At 65.2% G+C, this 25333-nt stretch carries 24 protein-coding genes and 3 tRNA genes; 8 read left to right on the top strand and 19 right to left on the bottom strand.

From position 1 onward, the window contains the following. Positions 1-6: 6 nt before the first annotated feature. The 11 genes from EPD80_RS08280 to ybgC form a co-directional block, all read right to left on the bottom strand. Positions 7-720, bottom strand: coding sequence for a response regulator transcription factor (locus EPD80_RS08280; protein WP_142811004.1), 714 nt, complete (start codon positions 718-720; stop codon positions 7-9). Next, a complete protein-coding gene (locus EPD80_RS08275) occupies positions 717-2792 on the bottom strand; it encodes a PAS-domain containing protein (protein WP_142811002.1) in 2076 nt (691 codons plus the stop codon). Before EPD80_RS08275 ends, EPD80_RS08280 begins: the two co-directional genes overlap by 4 nt. 74 nt (positions 2793-2866) lie before the next feature. Next, on the bottom strand, positions 2867-3550 hold the full coding sequence (gene queC, locus EPD80_RS08270; RefSeq protein WP_142811000.1) for a 7-cyano-7-deazaguanine synthase QueC: 684 nt from the start codon (positions 3548-3550) through the stop codon (positions 2867-2869). A 40-nt stretch (positions 3551-3590) separates the two neighbouring features. After that, on the bottom strand, positions 3591-4241 hold the full coding sequence (queE, locus tag EPD80_RS08265; protein WP_142803799.1) for a 7-carboxy-7-deazaguanine synthase QueE: 651 nt from the start codon (positions 4239-4241) through the stop codon (positions 3591-3593). After that, positions 4238-5002, bottom strand: a complete 765-nt coding sequence (ybgF, locus tag EPD80_RS08260; RefSeq protein WP_142803798.1) for a tol-pal system protein YbgF — start codon at positions 5000-5002, stop codon at positions 4238-4240. Before ybgF ends, queE begins: the two co-directional genes overlap by 4 nt. A gap of 14 nt (positions 5003-5016) precedes the next feature. Next, the gene (gene pal / locus EPD80_RS08255; protein WP_142803797.1) at positions 5017-5541 is read right to left on the bottom strand and encodes a peptidoglycan-associated lipoprotein Pal; all 525 of its coding nucleotides are present in this window, start codon (positions 5539-5541) and stop codon (positions 5017-5019) included. Positions 5542-5593: 52 nt separating this feature from the next. Continuing rightward, positions 5594-6886 (bottom strand): Tol-Pal system beta propeller repeat protein TolB, encoded by a 1293-nt coding sequence (tolB, locus tag EPD80_RS08250; protein ID WP_142803796.1) that lies wholly within the window; start codon positions 6884-6886, stop codon positions 5594-5596. Between the two features lie 71 nt (positions 6887-6957). Then, positions 6958-7908: an energy transducer TonB gene (locus tag EPD80_RS08245; RefSeq protein WP_142803795.1), complete on the bottom strand. Its 951-nt coding sequence runs from the start codon at positions 7906-7908 to the stop codon at positions 6958-6960. A gap of 7 nt (positions 7909-7915) precedes the next feature. Then, complete coding sequence (locus EPD80_RS08240; RefSeq protein WP_142803794.1) at positions 7916-8350, bottom strand: ExbD/TolR family protein; 435 nt, start codon at positions 8348-8350, stop codon at positions 7916-7918. Positions 8351-8366: 16 nt separating this feature from the next. Continuing rightward, positions 8367-9041 carry a protein TolQ gene (gene tolQ / locus EPD80_RS08235; RefSeq protein ID WP_142803793.1) on the bottom strand — a complete coding sequence of 225 codons (675 nt, stop codon included), beginning with the start codon at positions 9039-9041 and terminating at the stop codon, positions 8367-8369. A 19-nt stretch (positions 9042-9060) separates the two neighbouring features. Continuing rightward, on the bottom strand, positions 9061-9480 hold the full coding sequence (ybgC, locus tag EPD80_RS08230) for a tol-pal system-associated acyl-CoA thioesterase (RefSeq protein WP_142803792.1): 420 nt from the start codon (positions 9478-9480) through the stop codon (positions 9061-9063). Positions 9481-9653: 173 nt separating this feature from the next. Between ybgC and EPD80_RS08225 the strand changes: the two genes are divergently transcribed. Genes EPD80_RS08225 through EPD80_RS08210 form a run of 4 tightly spaced genes read left to right on the top strand, consistent with a single transcriptional unit; the run spans position 9654 to position 13508 of the window. Next, a complete protein-coding gene (locus EPD80_RS08225) occupies positions 9654-10718 on the top strand; it encodes an STAS domain-containing protein (RefSeq protein ID WP_142803791.1) in 1065 nt (354 codons plus the stop codon). A 13-nt stretch (positions 10719-10731) separates the two neighbouring features. Continuing rightward, complete coding sequence (gene hslV / locus EPD80_RS08220) at positions 10732-11268, top strand: ATP-dependent protease subunit HslV (protein ID WP_142803790.1); 537 nt, start codon at positions 10732-10734, stop codon at positions 11266-11268. Next, positions 11265-12590, top strand: coding sequence for an ATP-dependent protease ATPase subunit HslU (hslU, locus tag EPD80_RS08215; protein ID WP_142803789.1), 1326 nt, complete (start codon positions 11265-11267; stop codon positions 12588-12590). The genes hslV and hslU overlap by 4 nt, the downstream gene beginning before the upstream one ends. A gap of 9 nt (positions 12591-12599) precedes the next feature. Beyond that, entirely contained in the window at positions 12600-13508 is a 909-nt protein-coding gene (locus EPD80_RS08210) for an AEC family transporter (RefSeq protein WP_142803788.1), read from the top strand. A gap of 144 nt (positions 13509-13652) precedes the next feature. Here EPD80_RS08210 and ruvA read toward each other — a convergent pair whose 3' ends face one another. The 8 genes from ruvA to EPD80_RS08170 all read right to left on the bottom strand — a co-directional run bounded on the left by ruvA (position 13653) and on the right by EPD80_RS08170 (position 24292). Further along, entirely contained in the window at positions 13653-14267 is a 615-nt protein-coding gene (ruvA, locus tag EPD80_RS08205) for a Holliday junction branch migration protein RuvA (RefSeq protein ID WP_142803787.1), read from the bottom strand. Further along, positions 14264-15205, bottom strand: a complete 942-nt coding sequence (locus EPD80_RS08200; protein WP_142803786.1) for a prenyltransferase — start codon at positions 15203-15205, stop codon at positions 14264-14266. The genes ruvA and EPD80_RS08200 overlap by 4 nt, the downstream gene beginning before the upstream one ends. Before the next feature lie 10 nt (positions 15206-15215). Beyond that, positions 15216-16673 carry a ribonuclease G gene (gene rng / locus EPD80_RS08195; RefSeq protein ID WP_142810998.1) on the bottom strand — a complete coding sequence of 486 codons (1458 nt, stop codon included), beginning with the start codon at positions 16671-16673 and terminating at the stop codon, positions 15216-15218. Further along, complete coding sequence (locus EPD80_RS08190) at positions 16670-17269, bottom strand: Maf family protein (RefSeq protein WP_185957746.1); 600 nt, start codon at positions 17267-17269, stop codon at positions 16670-16672. The genes rng and EPD80_RS08190 overlap by 4 nt, the downstream gene beginning before the upstream one ends. Positions 17270-17271: 2 nt before the next feature. Further along, the gene (locus EPD80_RS08185) at positions 17272-19167 is read right to left on the bottom strand and encodes a gamma-glutamyltransferase family protein (protein WP_390613087.1); all 1896 of its coding nucleotides are present in this window, start codon (positions 19165-19167) and stop codon (positions 17272-17274) included. 161 nt (positions 19168-19328) lie between these two features. Beyond that, positions 19329-20450, bottom strand: coding sequence for an ABC transporter permease (locus EPD80_RS08180; RefSeq protein WP_142803783.1), 1122 nt, complete (start codon positions 20448-20450; stop codon positions 19329-19331). A gap of 3 nt (positions 20451-20453) precedes the next feature. Next, positions 20454-23222 (bottom strand): ribosome-associated ATPase/putative transporter RbbA, encoded by a 2769-nt coding sequence (rbbA, locus tag EPD80_RS08175; protein WP_142803782.1) that lies wholly within the window; start codon positions 23220-23222, stop codon positions 20454-20456. Next, positions 23222-24292, bottom strand: a complete 1071-nt coding sequence (locus tag EPD80_RS08170) for an HlyD family secretion protein (RefSeq protein ID WP_142803781.1) — start codon at positions 24290-24292, stop codon at positions 23222-23224. Before EPD80_RS08170 ends, rbbA begins: the two co-directional genes overlap by 1 nt. Positions 24293-24478: 186 nt before the next feature. On the opposite strand from EPD80_RS08170, the gene EPD80_RS08165 reads away from it, so the two are divergent. From EPD80_RS08165 to EPD80_RS08150, 4 genes are all read left to right on the top strand, one after another. After that, positions 24479-24560: transfer RNA gene (locus tag EPD80_RS08165), tRNA-Tyr, on the top strand. Positions 24561-24590: 30 nt separating this feature from the next. Further along, positions 24591-24664 (top strand) — tRNA-Gly (locus tag EPD80_RS08160). A 38-nt stretch (positions 24665-24702) separates the two neighbouring features. Next, a tRNA-Thr gene (locus tag EPD80_RS08155) sits at positions 24703-24777 on the top strand. A 62-nt stretch (positions 24778-24839) separates the two neighbouring features. Further along, the coding region (locus EPD80_RS08150; protein ID WP_142810994.1) for a GTP-binding protein at positions 24840-25333 on the top strand (494 nt) is incomplete at its 3' end.

The raw sequence follows: 25333 nt of genomic DNA, 5'->3' as shown, positions 1-25333 counted from the left end.
CGGATTCTACTCCCAGCGCACGGGAGCGGCGAAGAGATAGCCCGCGCCATAGACCGTCTTGATGAGGCGCGGGTCGTGCGGATCGTCGCGCAGCTTGCGCCGTAGCCGGGAGATGCGCACGTCGATGCTGCGATCGTACGATTCGACGGGTCGATTTCCCACGAGACGTTCGCGCGAGAGGATGCGGTTGGGGTGGCTGAGGAAGAGCATCAGCAGCTGCGCCTCGGCGGTGGAGAGCCTCGTGCTGTCTCCTTGCGGATCGGTGAGGGTGTGGCTTGCCGGGTCGTAGTGCCAGCCGGAGAAATGTGCGATGCCCCGTGCCGCGTCGGAGGAGGGGGTGGCGGTCTTTTGATAGCGGCGCAGGATGGAGCGGACCCGAGCCACCAGCTCACGCGGCTCGAAGGGTTTGACGAGATAGTCGTCCGCCCCCAGTTCCAGTCCCAGCACGCGGTCGGCCACGCCTGCGCGGCCGGTGAGGATCAGCACGGCGCAGGGATGCAGCCGTTGCATCTCGGCGATCAGCGCCAGGCCGTCCATGTCCGGTAGCCCCAGGTCGACGATGGCCAATTCCGGCGTACGGGTGCGCACGGCGTCGAGCGCGGCCCGGCCGCTCGCGGCCACGTCACACGCGAAGCCGAATTCGCTCAGGCTGCGACAGATGAGACGGGCGACGTCGGGGTCGTCTTCGACGACGAGCAGATGGGCGTCGGGAGCGTTCATCGGGGCATTCCTGCGGCGAGGCGCTGGGCGGCGACGAGCGCACGGGAGAGTTGGGCCTGGGTACAGGGTTTGGGCAGGACGATGTAGCCATCCACCGGGGGGCCATCGTCGTGGGCATAGCCCGTGACCAGCACGGTAGGCAGTGCCGATCGTAGCATACGAGCACGGGCGATGAGACGGCGCCCGTCGAGTTCCCCCGGCATGACGGCATCGGTGACGAGGAGTTCGATCTCCTCGACGTGCTCGAGCAGCTCCAATGCTTCGTGTGCGTTGGCCGCTTCCAGCACGGTGTGTCCCAACGCCATGAGCTGCTGCCGTAGGACGTGGCGCACCGGCAGTTCGTCTTCCACCAGCAACACCATGCGGGGAGGAGAGGGCGGGGTCTCGGCCTCTTCCTCTCGGTTTGCTCCGCGAACGTCGGCCGCTGCCGGTGCCAGGGGCAGGGCAAAGGAGAATGTCGTGCCGCGGCCGGGTTCGCTGCGTACCTGGATGTCGCCACCGGACTGACGTACGAAGCCATAGACCATCGCCAGCCCCAGGCCGCTTCCCTGGCCGAACGGCTTGGTGGTGTAGAACGGCTCGAAGACACGGGTCAGTTGCTCTGGGGCCATCCCACATCCCGTGTCGCTGACGTCGAAGCGCACATAGTCGCCGACGGGGATGTCGGAGGCCACGCCTTCATCGCGGTGCCAGGGGCGGACGCGGATCGTCAGGGTGCCGCCGCGCTCGGCCATGGCGTCGCGGGCGTTCAAGGCGAGATTGAGGAGCGCATTCTCGAGCTGATGCGCGTCGGCGTAGGCGTAAAGAGGGGCCGCGGGGAGGTCGAGCACGATGGCGATGGTCTCCCCCAGGGTGCGCTCGAGGATCACGCCCATGGAGCGTACCAGCTCGCCGACTTCGACCGCCTGCGGTGCGAGCGGCTGCGAGCGTGCGAAGGTGAGCAGGCGGCGGATGAGCGCCACGCCCCGGGTGCTCGCCGCGAGGGCCGGTTCGAGGTATTCACGCACGGCGCTGGAGTCGCCGAGATAGCGTTTGAGTCCTTCGAGGTTGCCGATGAGGGTGGTGAGGAGGTTGTTGAAATCGTGCGCGACCCCGCCCGTGAGCTGCCCGATCGCTTCCATCTTCTGCGCCTGGATGAGGGCGTTCTGATGTGCTTTCTGCTCGGTGATGTCGATCGAGAGCACGAAGAAACCCACGACCGCGCCATGCTCGTCGCATTCAGGCACGACGGTGCTACGGGCATGGACTAGCCGGCCCTGGGCGTTGCGGCGGGCGTATTCGTAGCTGACGGTCTCTCCGGCGTGGGCGCGCGCCAGGTGGGCCGCGATCTGGGTGTAGGTGTCGGGTCCGGTGATCTCGGCCACGGTGTGGCCCGCGATCTCGTCCTGTTCGAGACCGAACCAGCGGGCATAGACCCGGTTGGCGAAGCGGTAGCGCTCGTCGGCATCCAGATAGGCCACCATGGCCGGGATCGAGTCGAGGATGAGTCGCAGACGCTCTTCCGAGCGGCGCAAGGCCTCGGCGGTCTGATCGAGTTCGACCTGGGCGGCGCGCAGCTCTTCGTTGGCCCGCGCGAGCGCCGCCGTGCGCTCGGCTACCCGGGCTTCCAAGGTCTGGTTCTGCTCTTCGATGAGGCGCTCGTAGCGCCGCTGCTCGGTGATGTCGGTCCACAGCGACACGAATCCGAGGTTGGGGATGGGCACGCCGCGTACCGCCAGGATGCGGCCGTTGGGGCGTTCGCGCTCGAAGTAGTGGGGCTGGAAGGCGCGCGCGGCCATCACCCGTTCGGCCACCAGGCGCTCAATGTCGCCCTCGCCGTATTCGCCGCGCTCGGCGTTGAAACGGGCGAAGGCTTCGAAAGGCGTGCCTTCATGGACGAGGTTTTCGGGGAAATCGAGCAGACGCTGCATGGCCCGGTTCCAGGCCACGAGTTTGGGGGTGGCATCGAACACGGCGATCGCCTGGTCGAGTAGGTCGAGCCCGGCGAGCAGCAGGTCGAGCCGGCGCCGATCGCCGGGACCGACGAGGCTGGAAGCAGTGGGCAGTTCCGGTGGAGTAGGAGTACGGGCCATCGTGCGCTAGACCGTGCGGTTTGGTGTCAATGCTACGACGATCGCCGCGTGTTTGCCAAGCAACGACCGTGTCCTTAGCGATAAGGGGTCGGATCCGGGACCCCCGCTTTGGCGAACCCCTGGGCGCGCAGCCGGCAGGCATCGCAGCGGCCGCAGGCACGCCCCGCTTCATCGGCTTGGTAGCAGGAAACGGTGAGGGAATAATCCACGCCGAGTTCCAGCCCGCGGCGGATGATCTCGGCTTTCGAGAGCCGCATGAGCGGGGTGTGGACGCGAAAACGCGCCCCTTCGACCCCGGCCTTGGTGGCGACGTTGGCCAGTGCCTCGAAGGCGGCAATGAATTCCGGCCGGCAGTCGGGATAGCCGGAATAGTCCACGGCATTGACCCCGATGAAGAGGTCGTAAGCCCCGATCACCTCGGCCCAGGCGAGCGCCACCGACAGGAGCACGGTGTTGCGCGCTGGCACATAAGTGACGGGAATGCCTTCGCTCGGTGTCTCGGGCACGGCGATCGCCGCATCCGTGAGCGCCGAGCCGCCAAATACGCCCAGATCGACCCGGGCGACGCGGTGCTCGACGGCGCCCAATGCTTGGGCCACGCGCGCCGCGGCCGCGAGTTCCGCGTCGTGCCGCTGGCCGTAGGCCACCGACAGGGCATAGGGACGAAAGCCTTCGGCGCGGGCGATGGCGAGCACCGTGCTCGAGTCGAGCCCGCCGGAGAGCAGCACCACGGCGTTGCGGGGGGGGGCATCATTCATCACAGGGGTCCTCGCTCAAGAGGCGATGGGCGATGAGGCGTTATTTGCCGCGCGTGTCGCCCCAGAGAATTTTGTGTAATTGCAGTTGGAAACGCACCGGCAGGCGGTCGGCCAGGATCCACTCGGCCAGCAGCGCGGGCGGCAGCGACCCGGCTACCGGTGAGAAGAGCACGGTGGCACGGCGGGCGAGCCCGTGGCGCTCGAGCACATCCTTGGCCCACTCATAGTCGGTGCGGTCGGCGAGCACGAACTTCACCTCGTCGTGCGCGCGCAGGTGTTGGAGGTTGTCCCACAGGTTCTTGTCGGCTTCGCCCGAACCGGGGGCTTTGAGATCCATCACGCAGCGCACGCGGGGGTCGAGTCCGACGATGGAGATCGCCCCGCTCGTCTCGAGCGAGACGCGATGCCCCGCATCGAGTAGCGCCGTGAGCAGCTCGTGGCAGGCCGGCTGTGCCAGAGGCTCTCCGCCGGTGACGCAGACTTCGGATAGCCCCAGGGCGCCCACCCGCTCGAGGATTTCGTCGATCGAGAGACGATCGCCGCCGCTGAAGGCGTAGGTCGTGTCGCACCAATGGCAGCGTAGAGGACAGCCGGTGAGGCGCACGAAGACGGTAGGCACGCCCACCGTCGTCGATTCTCCCTGAATGGAGGCGAAGATCTCGCTGACCCGCAGACGATCTCGCGTTTTCATCGCCCCAGACGTTGGCGGGCAACTTGACCCGCCGGGGTATTGGGATGACGTTCCACGAGACGCTTGAGCATGTCGATGGAGCCGACTTCATCGCCCATGCCTTGCAGAGCATTGGCTAGCCCCAGCATGGCGTCTGGGGCGAGCTCGTGTTTGGGGTGATCGAACACCACGCGGGCGAAATGGCGGCGTGCGGTCTCGTATTCCTTGAGCTGTAAAGCAGCCGTGCCGGCCCAGAAATGCGCTTGAGGAATCTGCGGATCGTTGGGATGTTGGCGCAGGAAGTCCTGGAATGCCGCAAGCGCTCCTTTGGCGTCCCTCGACTGGAGTTTTCCGAGGGCTGCATCGAAATCGGCTTTCGCATTGCCAGACGAGGCGGGAGCGCCTTGGGTGGTGGGCTGGGCAGGCGGAGTGGCGGCGGGCGCGGCCGATCCCGTGGCGCCGGCACCCAGGGCCGTGAGACGGGCATCGAGATCGAGATAAAAATCCCTCTGCCGTTTTTCGATCTGTTCGAGTTTGTATTGCAGCTCTTCGATGCGGCCGGTGAGGCGGCGCATCTCTTCACGCAAGCGCTCGAGGTCGTTGCTCTGGGTAACTTGCGCGCGCGCCAGGTTGTCGACGCGCTCGCCGAGGGTCTGCACCTGTTGGCGTAACTCGGCCACCCCCTGCCGCGCCTGATCGTCGGAGAAGATCGCGAATGCCGGACGGCAAAAAGCCGCCGAGGCGATAAGGACGTAGAGCAGCCAGACAGGGGGCTTGGGCATCGAACGCGCCTCCGTCAAAATTCACCCGAATATAGAATGTCGGCACGACGGTTTTGCGCGTAGCATTCTTCGGTGCGATCGGTGCAGATGGGCTTCTCCTCGCCCAGGCTCACCGCTTCGACCTGATCTTCGCGCGCACCGAAGGTCAGCAGTGCGTTCTTGACCGCCTCGGCGCGTTTTTGACCCAGCGCCAAGTTGTACTCACGGCTACCGCGCTCGTCGGCGTTGCCCTGGATCAGGACTTTGAAATCCGGGTTTTGCGCGAGGAAGCGACCATGGGCCTGCACCAGCGACTGGAACTCCGGCTTGACGACGTAGCTGTCGAAGTCGAAGTAGATGCTGCGCTTGGACAGGGGGCTGTTGGGGTCGCGCAGGGCGGCCAGTGCGGCGCTGCGTGGGGAGGTCGGCGTCACCGTGGTCACGGCGCCCACGTTGCGGTCTTCGACGCTTCCCGTGCCTTCTTCCACGGTGCCGGTCGAGGAACAGGCCGAAAGGATGATCCCGAGACAAAAGACCGCGGGAGTGAGTAGTTTTTTCATTTGTTTCACGGTTCCTGTGCAATGGTTGAAAAGGGAACGAACACAAAGGACCTCAGCGCGGTAGCGGCCCCCAGGCCGGTTCCCGCACGTCGGCTCCCTCGGCCGAGAGGCGAAGGCGAACTTTGCCATCGGTCGAGACGGCGAAGAGGGATCCTCGTCCGCCGAATTCTGAAGCATAGACGATCATGCGTCCGTTGGGCGCGAACGAAGGCGATTCGTCGCGCGTGGAATCGGAGAGGATGAGCTGCTGGCGCGTTTGCAGGTCGAGGAGCGCCACCTGATAACGCCCTTGGTTGCGCGTGACGAAGGTGAGCAGCTTGCCGTCGGACGAGACGTCGGGGCTGACGTTGTATTCGCCTTCGAACGTGATTCGTTCGGCCGCGCCGCCGCTCGCCGGCATGCGGTAGATCTGGGGCGAGCCGCCGCGATCGGAGGTGAAATAGATATGGCGGCCGTCGGGGGAAAAGACCGGTTCGGTGTCGATGGCATGGCTGCGCGACAGACGGACGGGCGTGCCACCCATGACCGGTACGAGGTAGATCTGGGAGATGCCGTCGCGAGTGAGCGCCAGGGCGATGCTTTGCCCATCGGGAGAAAAGGCCGGTGCGGAGTTCGAGCCCTTGAAATTGGCCACCACGCGGCGCTGGCCGGTGGCGAGCTCATGCACGTATACGATTGGTTTCTTCGCCTCGAACGAGACGTAGGCCACCTTGGTGCCGTCAGGGCTCCAGGTCGGCGAGATGATTGGTTCCTGCGAGATGAGCGCCGGGACCGAGTTGCTGCCGTCGGCCTCACTGATGCGAAGTTCGTATCGATTCCCCTGTTTGACGACGTAGGCGAGCCGTGAGGCGAAGTAGCCGGGGATTCCGGTGAGCTTTTCATAGACGAAGTCGGCGATGCGGTGCGCGGTGGCCCGGGTTTGCGAGGGGGTGAAGCGGTAAAGGATGCCGCCGAGATCGGCCTGGCGCCGCGTGTCGAATACCCGCACCCGAACCTCGTATTGACCCGCGCCCAGGACGGTAGCGCTACCGGCGAGCACGGCATCGGCGCCGCGCGCGGCGAGGTTGGCATAATCTGGGATCTGATCCTCGGGCAGCCGTAGGAGGCCGACATCGACCAACTGGAAGATGCCGCTCTTGGCGAGATCCTGACCGACGATCTGGGAAATCGGGGTCGGCAAGAGCTCTTCACCGGCCAAATAGGGGATGGCGATGGGAATGCGTTGACCGCCGGCGCCGGTGATTTCGACGGTCAGCTGCGCCCGTGCAGGCAGCGCCGCGCAGGTGGCGAGCAACAGCGTGACGACTAGACGCCAGTGGAAGAGGTGATGAGCGAATCCCCGCATCGCGATCATCCGTAAGATTCGAAGCGGCAAGTTTTGCACAAATTCCCTTTGCTGGCAACGCATTCACGTGCTCATTGCGCCAATGGCCGCAGCTTGAGAGTGAGGGTGCGCTCGAAGAGCCGCTTGTCTTCGGGTAGCGGCAGGGGGCTGGAGCGCCGGATCGCGCGCTCGAGGGCGGCGTCGAGCGCCGGATTGCCGGAGGATTGTACCAGGCGGACGTTGATGACCGTCCCGTCCGGCAGCTGGTCGACGATGAATACCGCTTCCGGGTTTCCTTGCACGCCCGGTGGAACGACGATGTTGCCTCGCACCTTGGCGCGGATCTGGTCGATGTAGGTGGCGCGGGCCTGCTCCGACGGGCCACCGGGGGCGCCACCGGTGCTCGGAGTCTGCGCTGGCGCGTTGGGGCTTTGCTGGCGCAAGCGCGCCTCGGCGAGCTTGGCGAAGTCGTCGAGCGGCGGTTCCTTCTTCGGTTCGGGTTTCTTCGGCTCGGGCTTGGGGGGCTCTTTTTCCGGTTTGGGCGGCTCTTTCTTCGGTTCTTCCTTGGGCGGTTCTTTCTTGGGTTCGGGTTTTTTCGCCTCTTCCTTGAGCGCGATGTCGGGTTTCTCCAGCGCGGAGGGCTTGGGTTCGGCTTTGGGCGGCTCGGGCTTGGGCGGAGGCGCCGGCGCCGGCTTGGGCGGTTCCGGTTTGGGCTCGGGTTTCGGTTCCGGCAGGGGCTTGGGGGGCTCCGGACGAGGTTCCGGTTTGGGTGGAGCGGGTTCCGGTTTGGGCTCGGGCTTGGGTGCCGGCTGAGGACCCGGGGTGGGGTCCGGGTTTTTGGCGAGCTGTGTGTGGGCGGCCTGTGGTGCGGCCACGAGATCGACGAGCAAGGGCGAGGGCTCGCCGACTTTCCATCGAACCGAGAAAGCGATGAAGGATAGGAGCAGCAGGTGCAGCCCCACGGCAAGCATCATGGCAAGCAGTTTGCCTTGCCTGCTGCGACGGGGCGAGGGGGCGGAGGAGCGGAAAAAAGGCTCTGCCATGAGGGGCTCAGGGCGCGGTGGCGCCTCCGGTCGGCGATCGCGGGGAACTGCTCGTCTGCAAGCTGATGCGGGTGTAGCCTTCGTTGCGCAGCCGGTCGAGCGTGTCCATGATTTTCTCGTAGGTGGCACGACGATCTCCGGCCACGACGATCGCCAGGTTCGGATCCTTGGCTTTGAGCGCCTGTAGCTCGCGCAGAAGCGTCGGCCCGTCGACGTTCTTTTCGGGCGCGGCGGGGTTCGGCTTGAGTGCAAGGCTACCGTCGGCCCGCACGATCACGATCGCTGCTTGCGAGGGAGGTGCAGGCAGATTGCCCACGCTGGGCAGCTCGACGTTGCCCAGCTGGATCATGGGGGCGGTGACCATGAAGATCACCAGGAGCACCAACATGACGTCGATGTAGGGTACGACGTTCATCTGGTTCATCAACTTGCGTTTGGCCATCGGAATGCCTCCGGCGTCAGCGCAGCTGCCGTTGCAGCAGGTTCGTCAGTTCTTCCATGAAAGTCTCGATGCGTACCGACAGGCGCTCGATGTCATGGGTGAAGTGGTTGTAGGCCACCGCTGCGGGAATGGCGGCGAAGAGGCCGATCGCCGTGGCGATGAGCGCCTCGGCGATGCCCGGTGCAACGTGCGACAGCGTGGCCGAAGTCATGTTCGCCAGGCCGCGGAAGGAGTTCATGATGCCCCAGACCGTGCCGAGCAAGCCGATGTAGGGTGCCACCGAAGCGGTGGAGGCGAGGAAGGACAGGTGTGCCTCCAGTTCGTCCATTTCGCGCTGATAGGCAGCGCGCATGGCCCGGCGAACGCTCTCGAGTTCGGCCGCAGGGTCGAGCGAGCGACTGCGCTGGCGCAGGAATTCGCGCCATGCGGCAAGGAAGACGAGCTCCATGGGACCGGCATGTTGTAGGCGTGTTTCGGTCATGCGCGCGAGCGTTTCGAGGTCGCTACCCTGCCAGAAACTCGTCTCGAAGGCATCGGTGCGTCGGCGTGCGTGCCGGACTTGGAAAATCTTGCGGAAAATCCAGTACCAGGACATGACCGACAACAGGACGAGGATGAGCATGACCAGTTGGACCGGCACGCTGGCTTGCAGGATCAGATGGGTAAACGACAAATCGGTGGTGACGTTCATGGTGGACGGAATGGTGGGCTCAGGAAAGGGGGATCTGCGTGCGTAAGACGGCTGGAAGCGCGACTGGCCGGCCACGCTGCAGATCGACGCAGGCCACGGTGACCTCGGCGTCGAAGATCGGCAGCGTATCGCGCCAGAGCCGTTGTGTAAAGACGATGCTGGCGCGCGCCAAGGCGTGTACGCGGGTTACCAGTTGTAACCGGTCGTCGAGCCGTGCCGGGTGGCGATAGTGCGCCTGCAGCCGATGCACGACGAACCCGATTCCGTGTTCGCGCATCAGCCGACTTTGCGAGAAACCGAGGGCGCGCAAAAATTCGGTGCGCCCGCGCTCGCAAAAACGGAGATAGTTGGCATAATAGACGACACCGGCGCAATCGGTGTCTTCGTAATAGACGCGGATCTCGAGCGTGTGGGCAGCGGCAGGGGCAGAGGGATCCATGATGAAGCCGATTATAGCGTATCGGCCGGGGGCCAGACCCTTGAAGAATCGCCGAGCGCCGCGGTCGGCAAACCTGTGGTTGCGCCGCAGGGAAGATCGTTCGCCGTGCCTCTGGAGATTGGCGTGGCGCGATTCTGCAGGTAGACTGCAAAGATCGGGAGGAGCCCTGCGGTATGAACCACGATCCGGACGATCCGTTCGCCTTCGAAGAGGACGCCTTGGCCGCGACGGCCCTGGCAGTCGAAGACCTGTTCATGGGGCGAGACGCCGTGCAGGAGGCGGGGATGTATTGGGCGCGAGGGGACGAGGTCTCTGCTCTCTCGACCCTGGAGCGCTTTCTCGCCGATAGCGCCGCGCCCAAAGAGGCGTGGTGGGTGCTGTTCGACATGCTTGCGGCCCGTGGGGATCGCAAACGATTCGAGGAGGCGGCGCTGGCCTACGCCGTGCACTTCGGATGCTCTCCCCCCGTGCTCGGTGACGACGGCGAGGCTCATGGATCCAAGCTGCCTGGTGCCCCTCTGGTCGTCTTGCCCATGAACCTGGATGCTTCTGCGTTCGCTCCGTTACAGGAGCGGCTGTTGCGCTTGACCAAAGCGGCCTCGGAAATTCGTCTGGATGCTGCCCGATTGCGTCGGATCGAGCCCTCGGGGGCGGCCTTGTTGTTGGCCTTGCTAAAAAAATTGCTCGACAAAGGGGTCAAGATTCGATGGCTACGCCTCGATGTCGCCCTTTCGGTGCTGGAGCAAGCGCGCCGCAAGGCAGGTGACGACCGTGCCCTATGGGAGTTGGAGATCGTTTGGCGTACTGCAGCGGGGCAAATGGAGCGGGCCGAATCGCTGGTGGTCGATTTTGCCGGAACCTTCGAGGCCATTCCGCCCGTATGGATGAGCGATCCGGCCTGTGTCGGAGCCGAATCCTCTCCTGCCGGCGATGCCTCTGCCGTGCCCGATGTTCCGGAAGGCGAGTTGGCGCTGACGGGAGACGTAGACGAGCGCTCGATCAGCGACCTGGTACAGGAGATCCTGAATCATTCTCGCGATCACGACTCCATCGTCATCGATTGTCGCGACCTCCGTCGTGTGGATTTCGTCGCTGCGGGCATGCTCTACAATGCCTTCGCCGCGCTCAAGGGGCAAGGCAAGCAGGTGATCCTGCGCAACGTCAGCCAAGTGGTGAACGCCCTCTTCGATGTACTGAGCATGAGTCAAGTCGCCACGATCCAAACGAAAGTCTATTAACCGAAGGAGTCTCATGGAACCCTATCACGGCACCACGATCCTGTCGGTGCGCCGCGGCACCATGGTGGCGCTGGGGGGCGACGGGCAGGTCACTCTGGGTAACGTGGTCGTCAAGGCCACGGCGCGCAAGGTGCGCACGCTCTATCACGGCAAGGTCCTCGCCGGTTTCGCCGGGGCCACGGCCGACGCCTTCACCCTTTTCGAGCGCTTCGAGTCCAAGCTCGAGAAGCACCAAGGACATCTGCTGCGCGCCGCGGTCGAGCTCTCCAAGGATTGGCGCACCGATCGCATGCTGCGCCGGCTGGAGGCCATGCTCGCGGTGGCCGACCGCGAGCATTCCCTCATCCTGACTGGCAATGGTGACGTACTCGAACCCGAGGAGGGGATCGTCGCCATCGGCTCGGGTGGAGCTTATGCCCAGGCGGCGGCCCAGGCGCTATTGCGCCACACCGCGCTGCCGCCACGAGAGATCGTCGCCGAATCCTTGCGCATCGCCGGTGATCTGTGCATCTACACCAATCAAAACCACGTCATCGAGGTGCTGGAATGACCCCGCTCACCTGCCGCGAGATCGTCTCGGAACTCGACAAGTACATCGTCGGCCAGCACGAGGCCAAGCGCGCCGTGGCCGTGGCGCTCAGAAACCGCTGGCGCCGCGCCCAGGTGCCCGAGCCGCTGCGCCACGAGATCACCCCCAAGAACATCCTCATGATCGGTCCCACCGGCGTGGGCAAGACCGAGATCGCCCGACGGCTCGCGCGGCTTGCCAATGCACCTTTCATCAAGATCGAGGCCACGAAATTCACCGAGGTCGGCTACGTGGGGCGCGACGTCGACACCATCATCCGTGATTTGGTCGAAATCGCCATGAAAGAGGCCAAGGAGCGGGCCATGCGTCGAGTGCGCGACCGAGCGCGTGACGCCGCCGAGGATCGCATCCTGGACGTGTTGCTGCCGCCGGCGCGTTCCTTCGGCGACGAGCCGGTGCCGACCGAGAGCGCCACGCGGCAGAAATTCCGCAAGATGCTGCGCGAAGGCCAGCTCGACGAAAAAGAGATCGAAATCGAGGTGGTCTCACCCGCCGTGCGTGCCGAGATCTTCGGCCCGCCAGGCATGGAAGAGCTCACTCAGCAGCTGCAGGGGCTTTTTCAGACGCTGGGCAGCGGCAAGCGGCGCACGCGCAAGATGCGGGTGTGCGAGGCGATGGAAGTGCTCACGGAAGAAGAGGCCGCCAAGCTGGTCGATGACGAAGAGCTCAAGCAGGAAGCACTGCAGGCCGTGGAGCAAAACGGCATCGTCTTTCTCGACGAGATCGACAAGATCGCCGCGCGCCAGGAATCGGCAGGGACCGACGTCTCGCGCCAGGGTGTGCAGCGCGATTTGCTACCGCTGGTGGAAGGAACCACCGTGGCCACCAAGTATGGCATGGTGCGCACCGACCATATCCTCTTCATCGCTTCGGGCGCTTTCCACCTGAGCAAACCGAGCGACCTCATTCCCGAGCTGCAGGGGCGCTTCCCCATCCGGGTCGAGCTCGACAGCCTCACGGTAGACGACTTCGTGCGCATCCTCACCGAGACGGAAGCGAGCCTGGTGGAGCAGTACCGGGCGCTGTTGGCCACCGACGGGGTGGAACTCGAATTCGCCCCCGACGGTGTGCGACGGCTCGCCGAGATCGCCTGGGCGGTGAACGAGCGCGTCGAGAACATCGGTGCGCGGCGTCTATACACGGTGATGGAGAAACTCCTCGAAGAAGTTTCTTTCCGTGCCGGAGGGGAGCCGCTGCCACCGGTGGTGATCGATGCTGCCTACGTCGATGGGCGGCTGGCCGATTTGGCTGGCGACGAGGATCTGGCACGCTACGTGCTGTGAGGCACGGTCGTGCTCGCACAGCGCATCGTCGAAATCCTCTTCCCCCTCTTCGCCTTGGTGGCGTTGGGCTACGTCGTCGGCAAGCGCCACCGCCCCGAGCTCTCGGGAGCGAACCGGCTCAACATGGACGTCTTCACCCCGGCGCTCGTCTTCGCCGCGCTCGCCGGCCGGCATGTCGATGTCAGGGAGTATCTGTCCCTCGTGCTTGCTGCCGCGGTCCTCGTGTGCGGCTCGGGGCTGATGGGGTGGGGACTTGCCCGTCACCTGCGGCAGGAGGTGCGGACGCTCGCCCCTCCGATGATGTTCAACAATTGCGGTAATCTCGGCTTGCCTCTCGCCTTGTTGACCTTTGGTGAGGTGGCTTTGCCCCCCATGGTGGTGCTCTTCATCGTCAGCAACTTGTTGCACTTCAGCCTGGGAGTGTGGTTGCTCGATCGCCGTGCCCGGCTGTTCCATCTCTGGCGCGTGCCCACGCTGCTGGCCGCTTTCGCCGGGCTTGCCGTGGGCGCGGCGGGTTGGACGGTTTGGCCGCCCTTGCTCACCACCATCAAGATGTTGGGTGACATTTCGATTCCGCTCATGCTCTTCGGCCTCGGCGTGCGCCTGGCCGAGACGCCCATTCGCGCTTGGCGTTTGGGGACGATCGTCGCCGTGGCCCGCCCCCTCGCGGGCATGGCGCTCGCCGCGGCGATGATCGGTCTCTACCGGTTGATGGGGGTGCGCCTGGAGCCGCTCGAGTCGGCGCTGTTGGTGATCTTCGGTGCTCTGCCGCCAGCGGTGCTCAATTACCTGTTCGCTGAACGCTATGGCCAAGAACCGGACAAGGTCGCGTCCATCGTTCTGGTCGGCAACCTGGCCGCGGTGCTCTTTCTGCCGCTTGCCTTGGCGATGGTGCTGGCGCTCTTCCCTCCGGGCTAAGGAAACGCTGAATGATTGGCTGCGCGGGCGAATCGCTGCGTTGCGCGGTGCTTGCTCCCTCGCCTATCCACTCAATATGTCTCGGTCGCTGCGCTACCTTCCGCCTTGCGCTTCATCCCGCTCGCTCATTTCTTCAGCGTCTCCCTAACCCACCGGCGCCAAGGACTTGAGCGCGAGCCGTATGCCGGAGGCTGTGTCGGTCTGCGGCGGGAGGTCTGCCACGGCGCGCAGCGCCTCGCGCTCGGAGTAACCCAGCGCCAAGAGTGCGGCGACGATCTCGGTGCGCACGGTCTCTTCTACGGCGCAGGCACCGATCGAACCGGCCTCGGTCGATGGGGTCGTGCCGCTGGGTTGGAGCGATCCCGTCTTGTCCTTGAGCTCGAGCAGCAAGCGCTCGGCGGTCTTCTTGCCGATGCCGGGAATTTTGACGAGCCGACCGCCGTCTTGCAGCAAAACGGCTTCGCGCAGCTCGCGCACGCTCAGGCCCGAGAGGATGGCGAGCGCCGTACGCGCACCGATGCCGGCGATGCGAATGAGCTGGCGGAAGGCATGGCGCTCTTCTTCCGTGGCAAAGCCATAGAGCTGGTGTTCGTCCTCGCGCACCAGGAGATGCGTGCGCAGCGTCACTTCCTGCCCGATCGCCGGTAGGGTGTAAAAGGTGCTCATGGGTACGAGCAGCTCGTAGCCGAGGGGTCCGGTATCGACGAGGATCCGAGGCGGGGCCTTTTCGCGGACGATACCGCGCACGAGTCCGATCATGCCGAAATCCACAGGGTGAGGGTGAGCACGACGCCGTAGCCGATGGTGGCGGCAAGCGTGCGGGTGATGGCCGGACGCAGTTTTGCCGGCTCGCCGGCATGCTTTTTCAAATGGTCCGTGGCTGGCACGAGGGCGAGCAGCGGCAACAATGCGCCGAGCGCGAGGGGGGGCAATCCTCCGGCCCCGATGAGGCCGAGGTGCCAGCCGCCGGCGTACAGACCCAGCAGGGACAGGCCGCGGGAGGCACGCTCGGGACCGAGTCGCACGACCAGCGTGCGTTTGCCGGCAGCCGCATCCGCCTTGGCGTCGGGGAACTGATTGACGTAGAGGATGGCCGCGACCAGGATCGCATACGGCAGACCCACAAAGGCGGGCACGGCGGAAAGATGGCCGACCTGGACGTAGTGCGTGCCGACGATCACCAGCAGCCAGGCCGCGGTGATGACGACTTCTCCCAGCCCCCGGCCGGCAAGCCGCAAAGGGGGCGCGGAATAAGCCCAGCCGAGGAATAGCCCTGCAAGACCGATGGGGACGAGCAGCGGTCCGCTGGTGAGGGCGAGCGCGAGCCCTGCCGGCACCACCAGGGCGAGCGCTCCGTAACCGAGCCAGGCGGTTTCGCGCGCCGTGAGCACCTCGTTCTGGATGAAACGCGAGCCGCCGGTGAAGGGATAGAGCCGGTCGTGATTGAGTCCGTCGGTGTCGCGATCGTGATAATCGTTGATCACGTTGGCCCCGGCGTGGGCCATCAGGGCGAAGACGAGCGTGGCCAGTGCCGCCCAGGGTCGCAGCGCCGCGCCTTCGTAAGCTGTGAGCGCGAGCCCAAGCAGCACCGCGACGAGGGTGACCACCAGAAAGGCCGGGCGCGTGGCGAGCAGCCAGACGATGGGGCGAGCACGCAGACGGGCATCGGGTTCGAGAGAGAGGGAACGGATGGGCATGGACGACCCCTCACAAAAGCACGATGTCGTATTGCTCCTGCGTGTAGCAGGTGTCGCTGCGCAGCGAGATCTCCTTGCCGATGAAATCGGACAGCATCGCCAGCGCCTGCGACTGCTCTTCCAGGAAGAGGTCGACCACGGCGGGCGAGGCGAGGATGCGAAACTCCTTGGCATCGGCGAATTGTCTTGCCTCGCGCAGGATCTCGCGCAGGATGGCGAAACACACCGTCTCGGCACTCTTGACGAAACCGCGTCCCTCGCACATGGGGCAGGGCTCGCACAGTTGCTGCATGAGGGATTCGCGCGTGCGCTTGCGCGTCATCTCCACCAGACCGAGCTGGGTGAATCCGCTCACCGTGATCTTGGTGTGGTCGAGCGAGAGGGCTTTCTTGAACTCTTCGAGCACGCGCTCGCGGTGCTCGGGGTTGGTCATGTCGATGAAATCGACGAGGATGATGCCGCCGAGATTACGCAGCCGCAATTGGCGCGCGATTGCCTGCGCCGCCTCGAGATTGGTCTTGAGGATGGTTTCGTCGAAATTGCGTGCGCCCACGAACGCGCCGGTGTTGACGTCGATGGTGGTGAGCGCTTCGGTCTGGTCGAAGATGAGATAGCCCCCCGACTTCAGTTCGACCCGGCGCGACAGGGCTTTCTCTATTTCGTCATCGACGTTGTAGAGCTCGAAGAGCGGCCGGTCTCCGCGGTAATGCTCGATGAGGGGGGCGACCTGGGGGGTGTAAGTCTCGGCGAAAGCGAGGAGCCGCTGGGCGTTTTCGCGTGAATCGATGCGAATGAGGGTGGTGTCGCGATCGACGAAGTCGCGCAGCACGCGCAGCGCCAGATCCAGATCTTCGTGGATCAGCGCCGGTGCGCGCCGGCGCATGGCTTCGCCCTGGATGTCGGCCCAGAGTCGGCGCAGATAAGCGATGTCGGCGGCCAGTTGCTCGTCGGTGGCATTCTCGGCATTGGTACGCACGATGTAGCCACCGTTCTCCTCGGGCGGCAACAGCGCCATGAGCCGTTCGCGCAGGAGCTCACGCTCGCTCTCGCCCTCGATTTTCTGCGAGATGCCGATGTGATTTTCCTGGGGAAGGTAGACGAGATAACGCCCCGCCAGACTGATCTGGGTGGTGAGCCGGGCGCCTTTGCTGCCGATCGGGTCCTTGAGCACCTGGACGGTGATCTCCTCGCCTTCGGCGAGCAGGCGCTCGATGCGGAGGGGCGACTCCGGGTGGCGCTCGGCCTGCCACAGGTCGGTGATGTGAAGAAAGGCGGTGCGCTCCAGGCCCACGTCGACGAAGGCCGATTGCATCCCCGGCAACACGCGGACGATGCGTCCGCGGTAGATGTTGCCGACCAGCCCGCGGTGTGCCAGGCGTTCGACGTGCAGTTCCTGCACCACGCCTTGTTCGAGCACGGCCACCCGCGTCTCCTGCGGCGTGCAGTTGATGAGGAATTCTTTGCTCATGGGAACGGAGGATAGCCGAAAACGGACAACAGACGCGCGGTCTCGAAGAGCGGCAGGCCGATGATACCCGAGGCGCTACCCTCGATGCGTTCGATGAAGGCCGCCGCGCGTCCTTGGTACGCATAGGCACCGGCTTTGTCCCAAGGTTCCTCGGTGGCGAGATAACGTTCGACGTCCTCGTCTGCGAGCGTGGTGAACCAGACGCGGCTCGTCGAGCAGAGCGCGTGCGTACGGCTGCCGTCGGTGATCGCCACGCCCGTGTGCACCTCGTGCCGGCGACCCGAAAGGCGCCGCAGCATGGCTCGCGCCTCGTCGGCATCGCGCGGCTTACCCAGGATCAGCCCGTCGATGCGCACCGTGGTGTCGGCGCCCAGCACCAGGCCGCGCGGCAGTGCCAGCGCCTCGCGCCGCCGCCAGCCGGCTTCGGCCTTGGCTCGGGCGAGCCGTAGCACGTAGTCGGTTGCCGTCTCGTCGGCATGAGGGGTTTCGTCTGCCCATTCGCCCTCCAATGGAATCACCCGGACTTCCCATCCGAGCTGGGCAAGGAGCTCGCGCCGGCGCGGGCTTTGCGAGGCGAGATAGAGCGGTGCAAGCATGGTCAGAACCCCAGGGCGAGACCCTCGCGGCGCGGATCGGCCGCCCCTTCCAGTTTCCCGTCGGGAGTGCGGGAGATGGTGGCGATGCCGCTGGGTTGGGGGCGGCGCACGACCTCGTGCCCCCGCGCCCGCAGACCCTCGACGAGCGCCGCCGCAGGGGTGGGGTGCCCGTCTTCGAGCCAGGTTTCGGGGCGGTTGAAAGCCCCGACGTGGATCTGCGCCGCCGCGGCGTAGGGATCGAGCCCCCAATCGAGCTGTGCCACCAGCGCTTGGGCCACATAGGGAATGATGGCCGAACCGCCCGGTGAGCCGGTGGTGAGCAGCCATTCGCCCAGCCCGCCATCGGCAGCGCGGCTGAAGACGAGCGTCGGCGCCATGGAGCTGCGCGGGCGCTTGCCTGGCTCCAGCCGGTTGGCTACGGGAACCCCCTCCGAGAAGGGTTCCCGAGCAAAGTCGGTGAGCTCGTTGTTGAGAAAAAACCCACCGACCATGTGGAACGAGCCGAAGGCCGATTCGATGGAGGCGGTGAAGGCGACCACGTTCCCCTCGGCGTCGACCACACCGAGGTGGGTGGTGCCGTGCTCCTCGATTGCCGGGCCTGCAGCGTACTGCGGCGCTGAGGCGAGCGGCGTTCCGGCCGGTGCCGTGCCGAGGCTTTGCCCGTCCCGGATGAGCCGGGATCGCCCGGCGAGATAGTCCGGATCGAGCAAGGCATCGGGCGAGCCGCCGGGCAAGGGCACGAAGGCCGGGTCGGCCACGTAGCGGTCGCGGTCGGCGAAGGCGAGCCGTTCCGCCTCGGTGAGCCAGTGCGCTGCCTGGGCGTCCGGCAGGCCCCCCTCGGCACCGGCTGCCGGGGGGTGTTGGGCGAGGGGAAACCGTTCGAGCAGGCCCAGGATCTGGCCCACGGCGATGCCGCCCGAAGAGGGCGGCCCCATGCCGCACACCCACCAGGCGCGATAGGGGGCGCATACGGGAGGACGCTCGATCGCCCGATAGCGAGCCAGATCCTCGTCGGCGAGTTTCGACGGGGTGAGTGGTGTGCCGTCGGCGCCGTGCTCCGCGCGGGCCCGAGCCACCACCGCCTGCGCGAGCGGCCCCGTGTAGAAGGCATCCGGCCCGGCGCTCGCCAGTTCTTTCAGCGTGCGGGCGTAGGCTGGATTGGTGAGGATCGTGCCCACGGGTTTTACCTTGCCCTCGGGGGTGAGGAGCCAAGCACTGGCCTCGGCATCGAGCCGCAACCAGCGGGTGAGCGGTGTGGCCACTGCCGCCAGGCGTGGCGAAAGAGGAAAGCCTTGCTCGGCGAGGCGGATCGCCGGCGCGAAGAGTTCGGCCCAGGGGCGACGCCCGTGCTCGGCATGCGCGTGCTCGAGCAAGCGGACTAAGCCCGGTGTGCCGATCGAGCGGCCGCTCGCGCGCAGCGCGTCGAACCGTTCGTTGGCCGGAGTCTGGGGCGTGAGCGGCAGGGGTGGGGCGGGATCTTCGGGGGCGATGCGCAGCAGGTCGTAGGGGTCGGCGGCCAGTGGCGCCGTCTCGCGACCATCGTAGCTCGTCAGGCGCCGCGTTTTGGCGTCCCAAGCGAGCAGGAATCCGCCGCCGCCGAGTCCGGCCGATTGCGGTTCGACCAAGCCCAAGACCGCGATGGTCGCCACCGCCGCATCCACGGCACTGCCGCCGCGCCGCAGCACCTCGCAGCCGGCCGCCGCGGCCAGGGGATTGGCGGCCACCACCATGGCTCGAGACGCCCGCACGAGGGTCTTGGGTGTATAGCCGCTCGCAGCCTCGGGCGCGCCGGTCGCCTGGCGTGGTGATACGAGCGCAGACGTATCCGGCGGTGGTGGCGCGACACAGGGGAGCGCTGTGTCGGCGCGCGCCACCGCCGCCCCTGCGACGAGCAGCATGCTCGAGGCGATCAGGGACAAGAGCGTGCCGAGACGCACTGCCAAGCGGGGAGTGGCGTGCGTCCGGGCTGAGGACGAGACTGCCCTGTCCACGTGCCCTAGGCCGTTCGTGGCGCCTCTCATTGCGGGGCTTCGATCCGAGGGAAGTCGGGGATCGACCGTCACTGCTGCGTCTCCAGCATCTTGCGGAAGTAGATCAGAGAGGAGAGGAAAAGCACCGTGCCGATCACCGCGAGCGCCGCAAACTGCGGCCAGACCACGTCGAACCCCGCACCGCGGTAGAGGATGCCCTGGGCGAGCATCACGAAATGCGTGTTCGGTGCGAGCAGCATGATGTCCTGGACGAATTGAGGCATGCTCTCGCGTGGCGTCGTCGCTCCGGAGAGCATCTGCAAGGGGAGCAGGATGAGCATGAGCAGCAGGCCGAGCTGTGGCATGGAGCGTGCCATCGTGCCCAAGAATATGCCCATCGCCGTGGTGGCGTACAGATGGACAGCGGTTCCCGCCACGAAGAGTGGTACCGAACCCTGCAGCGGCGCGCCGATCCAGTAATGCACCACGAAGATGAGCGAAAGCGTCGCGGCGACCAGGACGACCAGCCCCATCGACCAGATTTTGCTCAACATGATCTCGAGTGCGGTGACCGGCATGACCAAGAGGTGCTCGATCGTGCCATGTTCGCGCTCGCGGATGAGCGCTGCGCCGGTGAGCACGATGGAGAGCATCGTCACTTCGTTGATGATGCCCATGATGCCGCCGAACCAGGATTTGTTCAATTCCTGGTTGAAGCGGATACGCAAGCTGAGCTCCACGGGCTGGCGTTCCTGCGCCTTGTGGCGAGCGACGTAGGCCGCGATCTCTTCATTGACGATGGTCTGCACGTAGCCGCTGCCGGTGAACGCCTGGCTCATCCGGGTGGCGTCGACGTTGAGCTGGATCGTCGGTTTCTTGCCGGCCATCACGTCGCGCTCGAAATCCGGCGGGATGTCGAGCGCGAACGTATCCAGCCCTCGGTCCATGCGCGCGTCCATCGTGGCGGTGTCGATGCGCTCCGGCGGCAGAAAATACGGCGGATAGAGGGCATGGAGGATGCGTTCGGAGAGCTGCGAACGATCCTCGTCCACCACGGCGATCGGCGCCTTGTTGAGCGTTTCGGGAATCGACGTGGCCTGCGAATGGATGGAGAAAGTGAAGACATAGAGGATCAGCACCAGCAGCACCGGGTCGCGTCCCAGACTGTAGAACTCTTTGATGCCGAGATGCCAGACGTGGGACCAGCGCACGGTTCAACGCTCCTGTTTGCGCAGCAGTGCCGCCGACAAGCCAAAGAGGATGGGCCAGGCGAGCGCGAGCGGTACGAAGGCGTCGGTGAGATCGCGGAAGTGCAGCGCTTTCGAGAACGTACCGCGGGAGATGACCACGAAGTGGGTGGTCGGATAGATTTCGCCGATCAGCCGACCTCCGCCCTCGAGCGAGGAGACCGGATCGATGAGGCCCGAGAATTGCGTCGCCGGCAGCAGTGTGAGCACCGCCGTGGCGAAGAGCGCCGCGATCTGGCTGCGCATGAAACTCGAGATCAATATACCCAAGGCGGTCGAGGCCATGACATACAAGATTGCACCCAGGAACAGCGCCAGGTAGCTTCCCTTGACGGGCACGCGAAAGACGAATTCGGCCAGCGCGAGCAGCAGCACGAAGCTGAGGAGGGAGAGAATCACGTAGGGGATTTGCTTGCCGAGGAGGAATTCCATCCTCGTCGTCGGGGTGACATAGAAGTTGGTGATCGACCCCAGTTCCTTTTCGCGTACGATCGCCAAGGCGGCGAGCATCGCCGGAATGAGCATCAGTAGCAGCGGGATGACTGCGGGTACTATCGAGACGATGCTCTTCACGTCCGGGTTGTAGCGGAAACGGATCTCGATCGTGGCCAGCGTCGGGTCGGGCAAGTGACGTTCGCGCGCTTGTGTCTGGAGCCACTGCGCGTGAATGCCCTGGACATAGGCACGGATCGTTTCCGCGCGCGAAGGCATCGCCCCGTCGATCCACGCTCCGACCTCCACCGGTTTGCCGTGCGCGAGGTCGCGTGCAAAGCCCGGCGGGATCTCGACCGCCAGACCCAGTTTGCCCGAGCGCATTCGCCGGTCCATTTCTTCGTAGTCGGCGATCGGAGGCTGCTCGCTGAAATAGCGCGAACCGGCCAGATTGAGGGCGTACGACTGGCTCAGCGTGGTCTGGTCGCGATCGAGGACGGCGAAGGTCAGATCCTCCACGTCCATGGTGATGCCAAAGCCCATCACCAGCATCAAGATGGCGTTGCCCACCAGCGCCAGCGACAGGCGGATCGGGTCGCGACGCAGTTCCAGAGCTTCGCGCACCAGGTAGCTCAGCATCCGGCGCAGGCTGAAAAAGGAGGTGGTGTGCGTCGTTCCCCGCACCGGCGTTTTTTCGGTCAGACCCGCCGTGCGTTTGCGTTCTTCGCCGCTCATGGCGGTCGGCTCTTGGGCGGCGTCGGCTTGCCGCCCTTCTTGCGAAGCCCGTTCCAGATGGTCGATGAAGGCCGCTTCGAGCGACTCGTGACCGCCCTCGCGCACGATCTCGGCCGGCGCTCCCGTGACGAGCACTTTCCCGGCATGCATCAGCGAGATGCGGTCGCAGCGCTCCGCCTCGTTCATGAAATGGGTGGAGATGAAGATCGTCACGCCGTCGCGGCGCGACAGCTCGAGCAAGAGGTTCCAGAACCCGTCGCGCGCCACCGGGTCGACCCCCGAGGTCGGCTCGTCGAGGATCAATATTTTCGGTCGATGGATGACGGCGGCCGCGAGCGACAGCCGCTGCCGATGTCCCAGGGGCAGTGAAGGGGGAAGGGCGTCGATGATTCGCGAGAGTCTGAAGCGCTGCACCACTTCCTGGACGTAATCGGCGATCTTCTCCTTGGGGATGCCGTAGAGCCGCGCGTGCAGCTCGAGGTTCTGCCGCACCGTGAGCTCGTCGTAGAGCGAAAAGGACTGCGACATGTAGCCCACTTGGCGGCGCGTATCGATGTCGCGCGGGTCGACTTCCTTGCCGAAGAGCCAGGCCTTGCCCTCGGAGGGCGTGAGTAGCCCGGCGAGCATCTTCATCGTCGTCGTCTTGCCGCAACCGTTCGAGCCAAGAAAGCCGAAGATCTCGCCACGGCGGATGCGAAAGCTGACGTGGTCGACGGCAACGAAATTGCCAAAACGCATCGTCAGATCTTTCGCCTCGATGGCGATCTCTTCGTCGCCCCGCTCGGGTAGCGATCCGATTTCGACGGGTCGATATCCCCGGCGCTTCTCTTCCGGTAGCAGCGCGATGAAGGCCTGTTCCAGGTTGTCGCTACCGGTCTGCTCGAGCAATTCCTGCGGCGAGCCGGTGGCGAGTACTTTTCCCTCGTCCATGGCCACGAGCCAGTCGAAACGCGCCGCTTCCTCCATGTAGGCGGTGGCCACGAGCACGCTCATGCCTTCGCGCGTGGCGCGAATCTCATCGATGAGGGCCCAGAACTGGCGCCGCGACAGGGGATCGACGCCGGTCGTGGGCTCGTCGAGGATCAAGAGCTCGGGATCGTGGATGAGGGCGCAGCACAGGCCGAGCTTCTGCTTCATGCCGCCCGAGAGCTTGCCGGCGGGACGGTCGAGAAAAGGGAAGAGTCCCGTGGCGCGGGTGAGCTGCTCGATGCGCCGTTTGCGCTCGGCCGCGTCGTGGCCGAAAAGGCGGCCGAAGAAGTCGATGTTCTCGGCCACGGAAAGCGTCGGATAGAGGTTCTTGCCCAGACCTTGGGGCATGTAGGCGATGTCGGGGCAGACCTGCAGCCGGTGGCGGGGGTCGGTCATGTCGCCCCCCAGCACCCACACCTTGCCTTGCTGGATGGCGCGTGCCCCGGAGATGAGCGAGAGAAGGCTGGATTTTCCCACCCCGTCGGGGCCGATGAATCCGACGCGGCAGCCGGAAGGGATGTCGAGGTCTACCCCGTCGAGGGCGCGAGTCTTGCCGTAGACCAGACTCACCCCCTGCAGCCGTGCGACCGGCTCACGCATCAGGGCACCTTCACTTGGAGGTGGGCGGGCCAGTCACGCTGGGGATCGAGCTTGAGATAGGCCATGCCCGGCAAGCCCGTCTTGACCTGAGGCAGGTGCTGGCGCAGCAGATCCGGGTCGATGCTCGCCTTGACCCGGAACATCAGTTTCTGCCGCTCTTCGGCCGTTTCCACCGTTTTGGGCGTGAATTGCGCCACGTCGGAGACGAAAGTCGCCGTAGCCGGGATCACGTACTGGGGGAAAGCATCGAGCACGAGGCGAACCTCCGAGCCGATCGCCACTTTGCCGGCGACTTGCGTCGGCAGGAAGAAGGTCATGTAGACGTCGGAGAGGTCGACCACATTGAGCACGGCACCGCCGGCGGCCACCACCTCGCCGGGCTGGGCGATGCGGTACTGGACGCGACCGTCACGGGGAGCGCGTAAAAGGCTGTCGTCGATATCGGCCTGGATGCGTTCGATGCTCGCGCTCGTTGCCGCCACTTGCGCTTCGGCGGCCGCGATGGCCGCTCGGGATTGGATGATCGCCGCCTCGGCGGCCCGCACCTGGGCCCGGGCGGCCACGACGGCGGCCTGCGTGGCATCGACCGCGGCCGAATCCTCGTCGAGTCTGGACTGGGTGGCCATGTCTTGCCTCGCCAACTCCCGAGTGCGGGCGAGCCGCTTGCGCAACATGTCGAGGTCGGCCAGACGTTGCACCACGAGCGCCTCGGTGGCGGCCTTGTCGGCCTCGCGCTGGGCAAGTAGGCTGCGAGCGGATTCGAGGTCCATCCGCGCCCGATCGTGCTGGGCCCGTGCTTCACGGAGCTGGGCTTCCAGCACGCTGGTGTCGAGTTTGGCCACCACCTGCCCTCTGGCGACGAGATCGCCCTCGTCGGCGAAGATATCCTCGATGCGCCCAGGCAGCTTGGCCGAGATGTTGACGTCGATCGCCTCGATGCGCCCGTTGCTCGATACGATGCCGTCGTCGCTACGCGATTGCTCGATACGCTGCCAAAGCCACAGGGCGCCGCCAGCGAGCAGGGCGACGAGGATGGCACGGGTCAACAGGGTATTGAGACGGGGGGGCATGGAGGATCCTGATGAGGTAAGAGGGCAAACATGCAGCCGGATCACGGGGCTTTCATGCCGCAGCGGCACGGGTACGCCATTCGTTTATATAGTGGAATGCGGGGTATCGTCAACCCCGCGTTTCGTGCGATCAGGCTTTGAGGCGTTGACTTTTCCTCGAGTGTCCTCCATAATGCCGATTCTCGCGGAGGGGTACCCAAGCGGTCAACGGGAGCAGACTGTAAATCTGCCGGCTCAGCCTTCGTAGGTTCGAATCCTACCCCCTCCAAACGAACATGGCAGCGGTTTTGGGTATCGAGCGGGTGTAGCTCAATGGTAGAGCAGAAGCCTTCCAAGCTTAAGACGAGGGTTCGATTCCCTTCACCCGCTCCAGTCGAGCCTTAGGTCGTACGTACGCTCTCGTTGCGCACGCCCATGTAGCTCAGTGGTAGAGCACTCCCTTGGTAAGGGAGAGGTCACGTGTTCGATCCACGTCATGGGCACCACGAAACGGTACGTAACCAGTCATTCTTCTTCAGAGCGGGTCTCGGAAAAATAGGGGTCTTTCATGGCAAAAGCGAAGTTCGAGCGCACCAAGCCGCACGTGAATGTGGGCACGATCGGTCACGTGGACCATGGGAAGACGACGCTGACGGCGGCGCTGACGACGGTGCTGTCGAAGTACTACGGCGGCGAGGCGAAGAAGTACGACGACATCGACGCGGCGCCGGAAGAAAAGGCCCGTGGGATCACGATCAACACCGCGCACGTCGAATACGAGACGGAGAAGCGCCACTACGCGCACGTCGACTGCCCGGGCCACGCCGACTACGTCAAGAACATGATCACCGGTGCGGCGCAGATGGACGGCGCCATTCTGGTGGTGTCGGCCGCCGACGGTCCGATGCCGCAGACGCGCGAGCACATCCTGCTGGCGCGCCAAGTGGGCGTGCCCTACATCGTCGTCTACATGAACAAGTGCGACATGGTCGACGACCCCGAGCTCCTCGAGCTCGTCGAGATGGAAGTGCGCGAGCTGCTCTCCAAGTACGACTTCCCCGG

It is taken from the genome of Tepidiphilus olei (assembly GCF_006980705.1).
Classification (GTDB): domain Bacteria; phylum Pseudomonadota; class Gammaproteobacteria; order Burkholderiales; family Rhodocyclaceae; genus Tepidiphilus; species Tepidiphilus olei.
The sequence above is the reverse complement of the archived record's forward strand: the minus strand, read 5'-3'. Positions and strand labels throughout refer to the sequence as shown.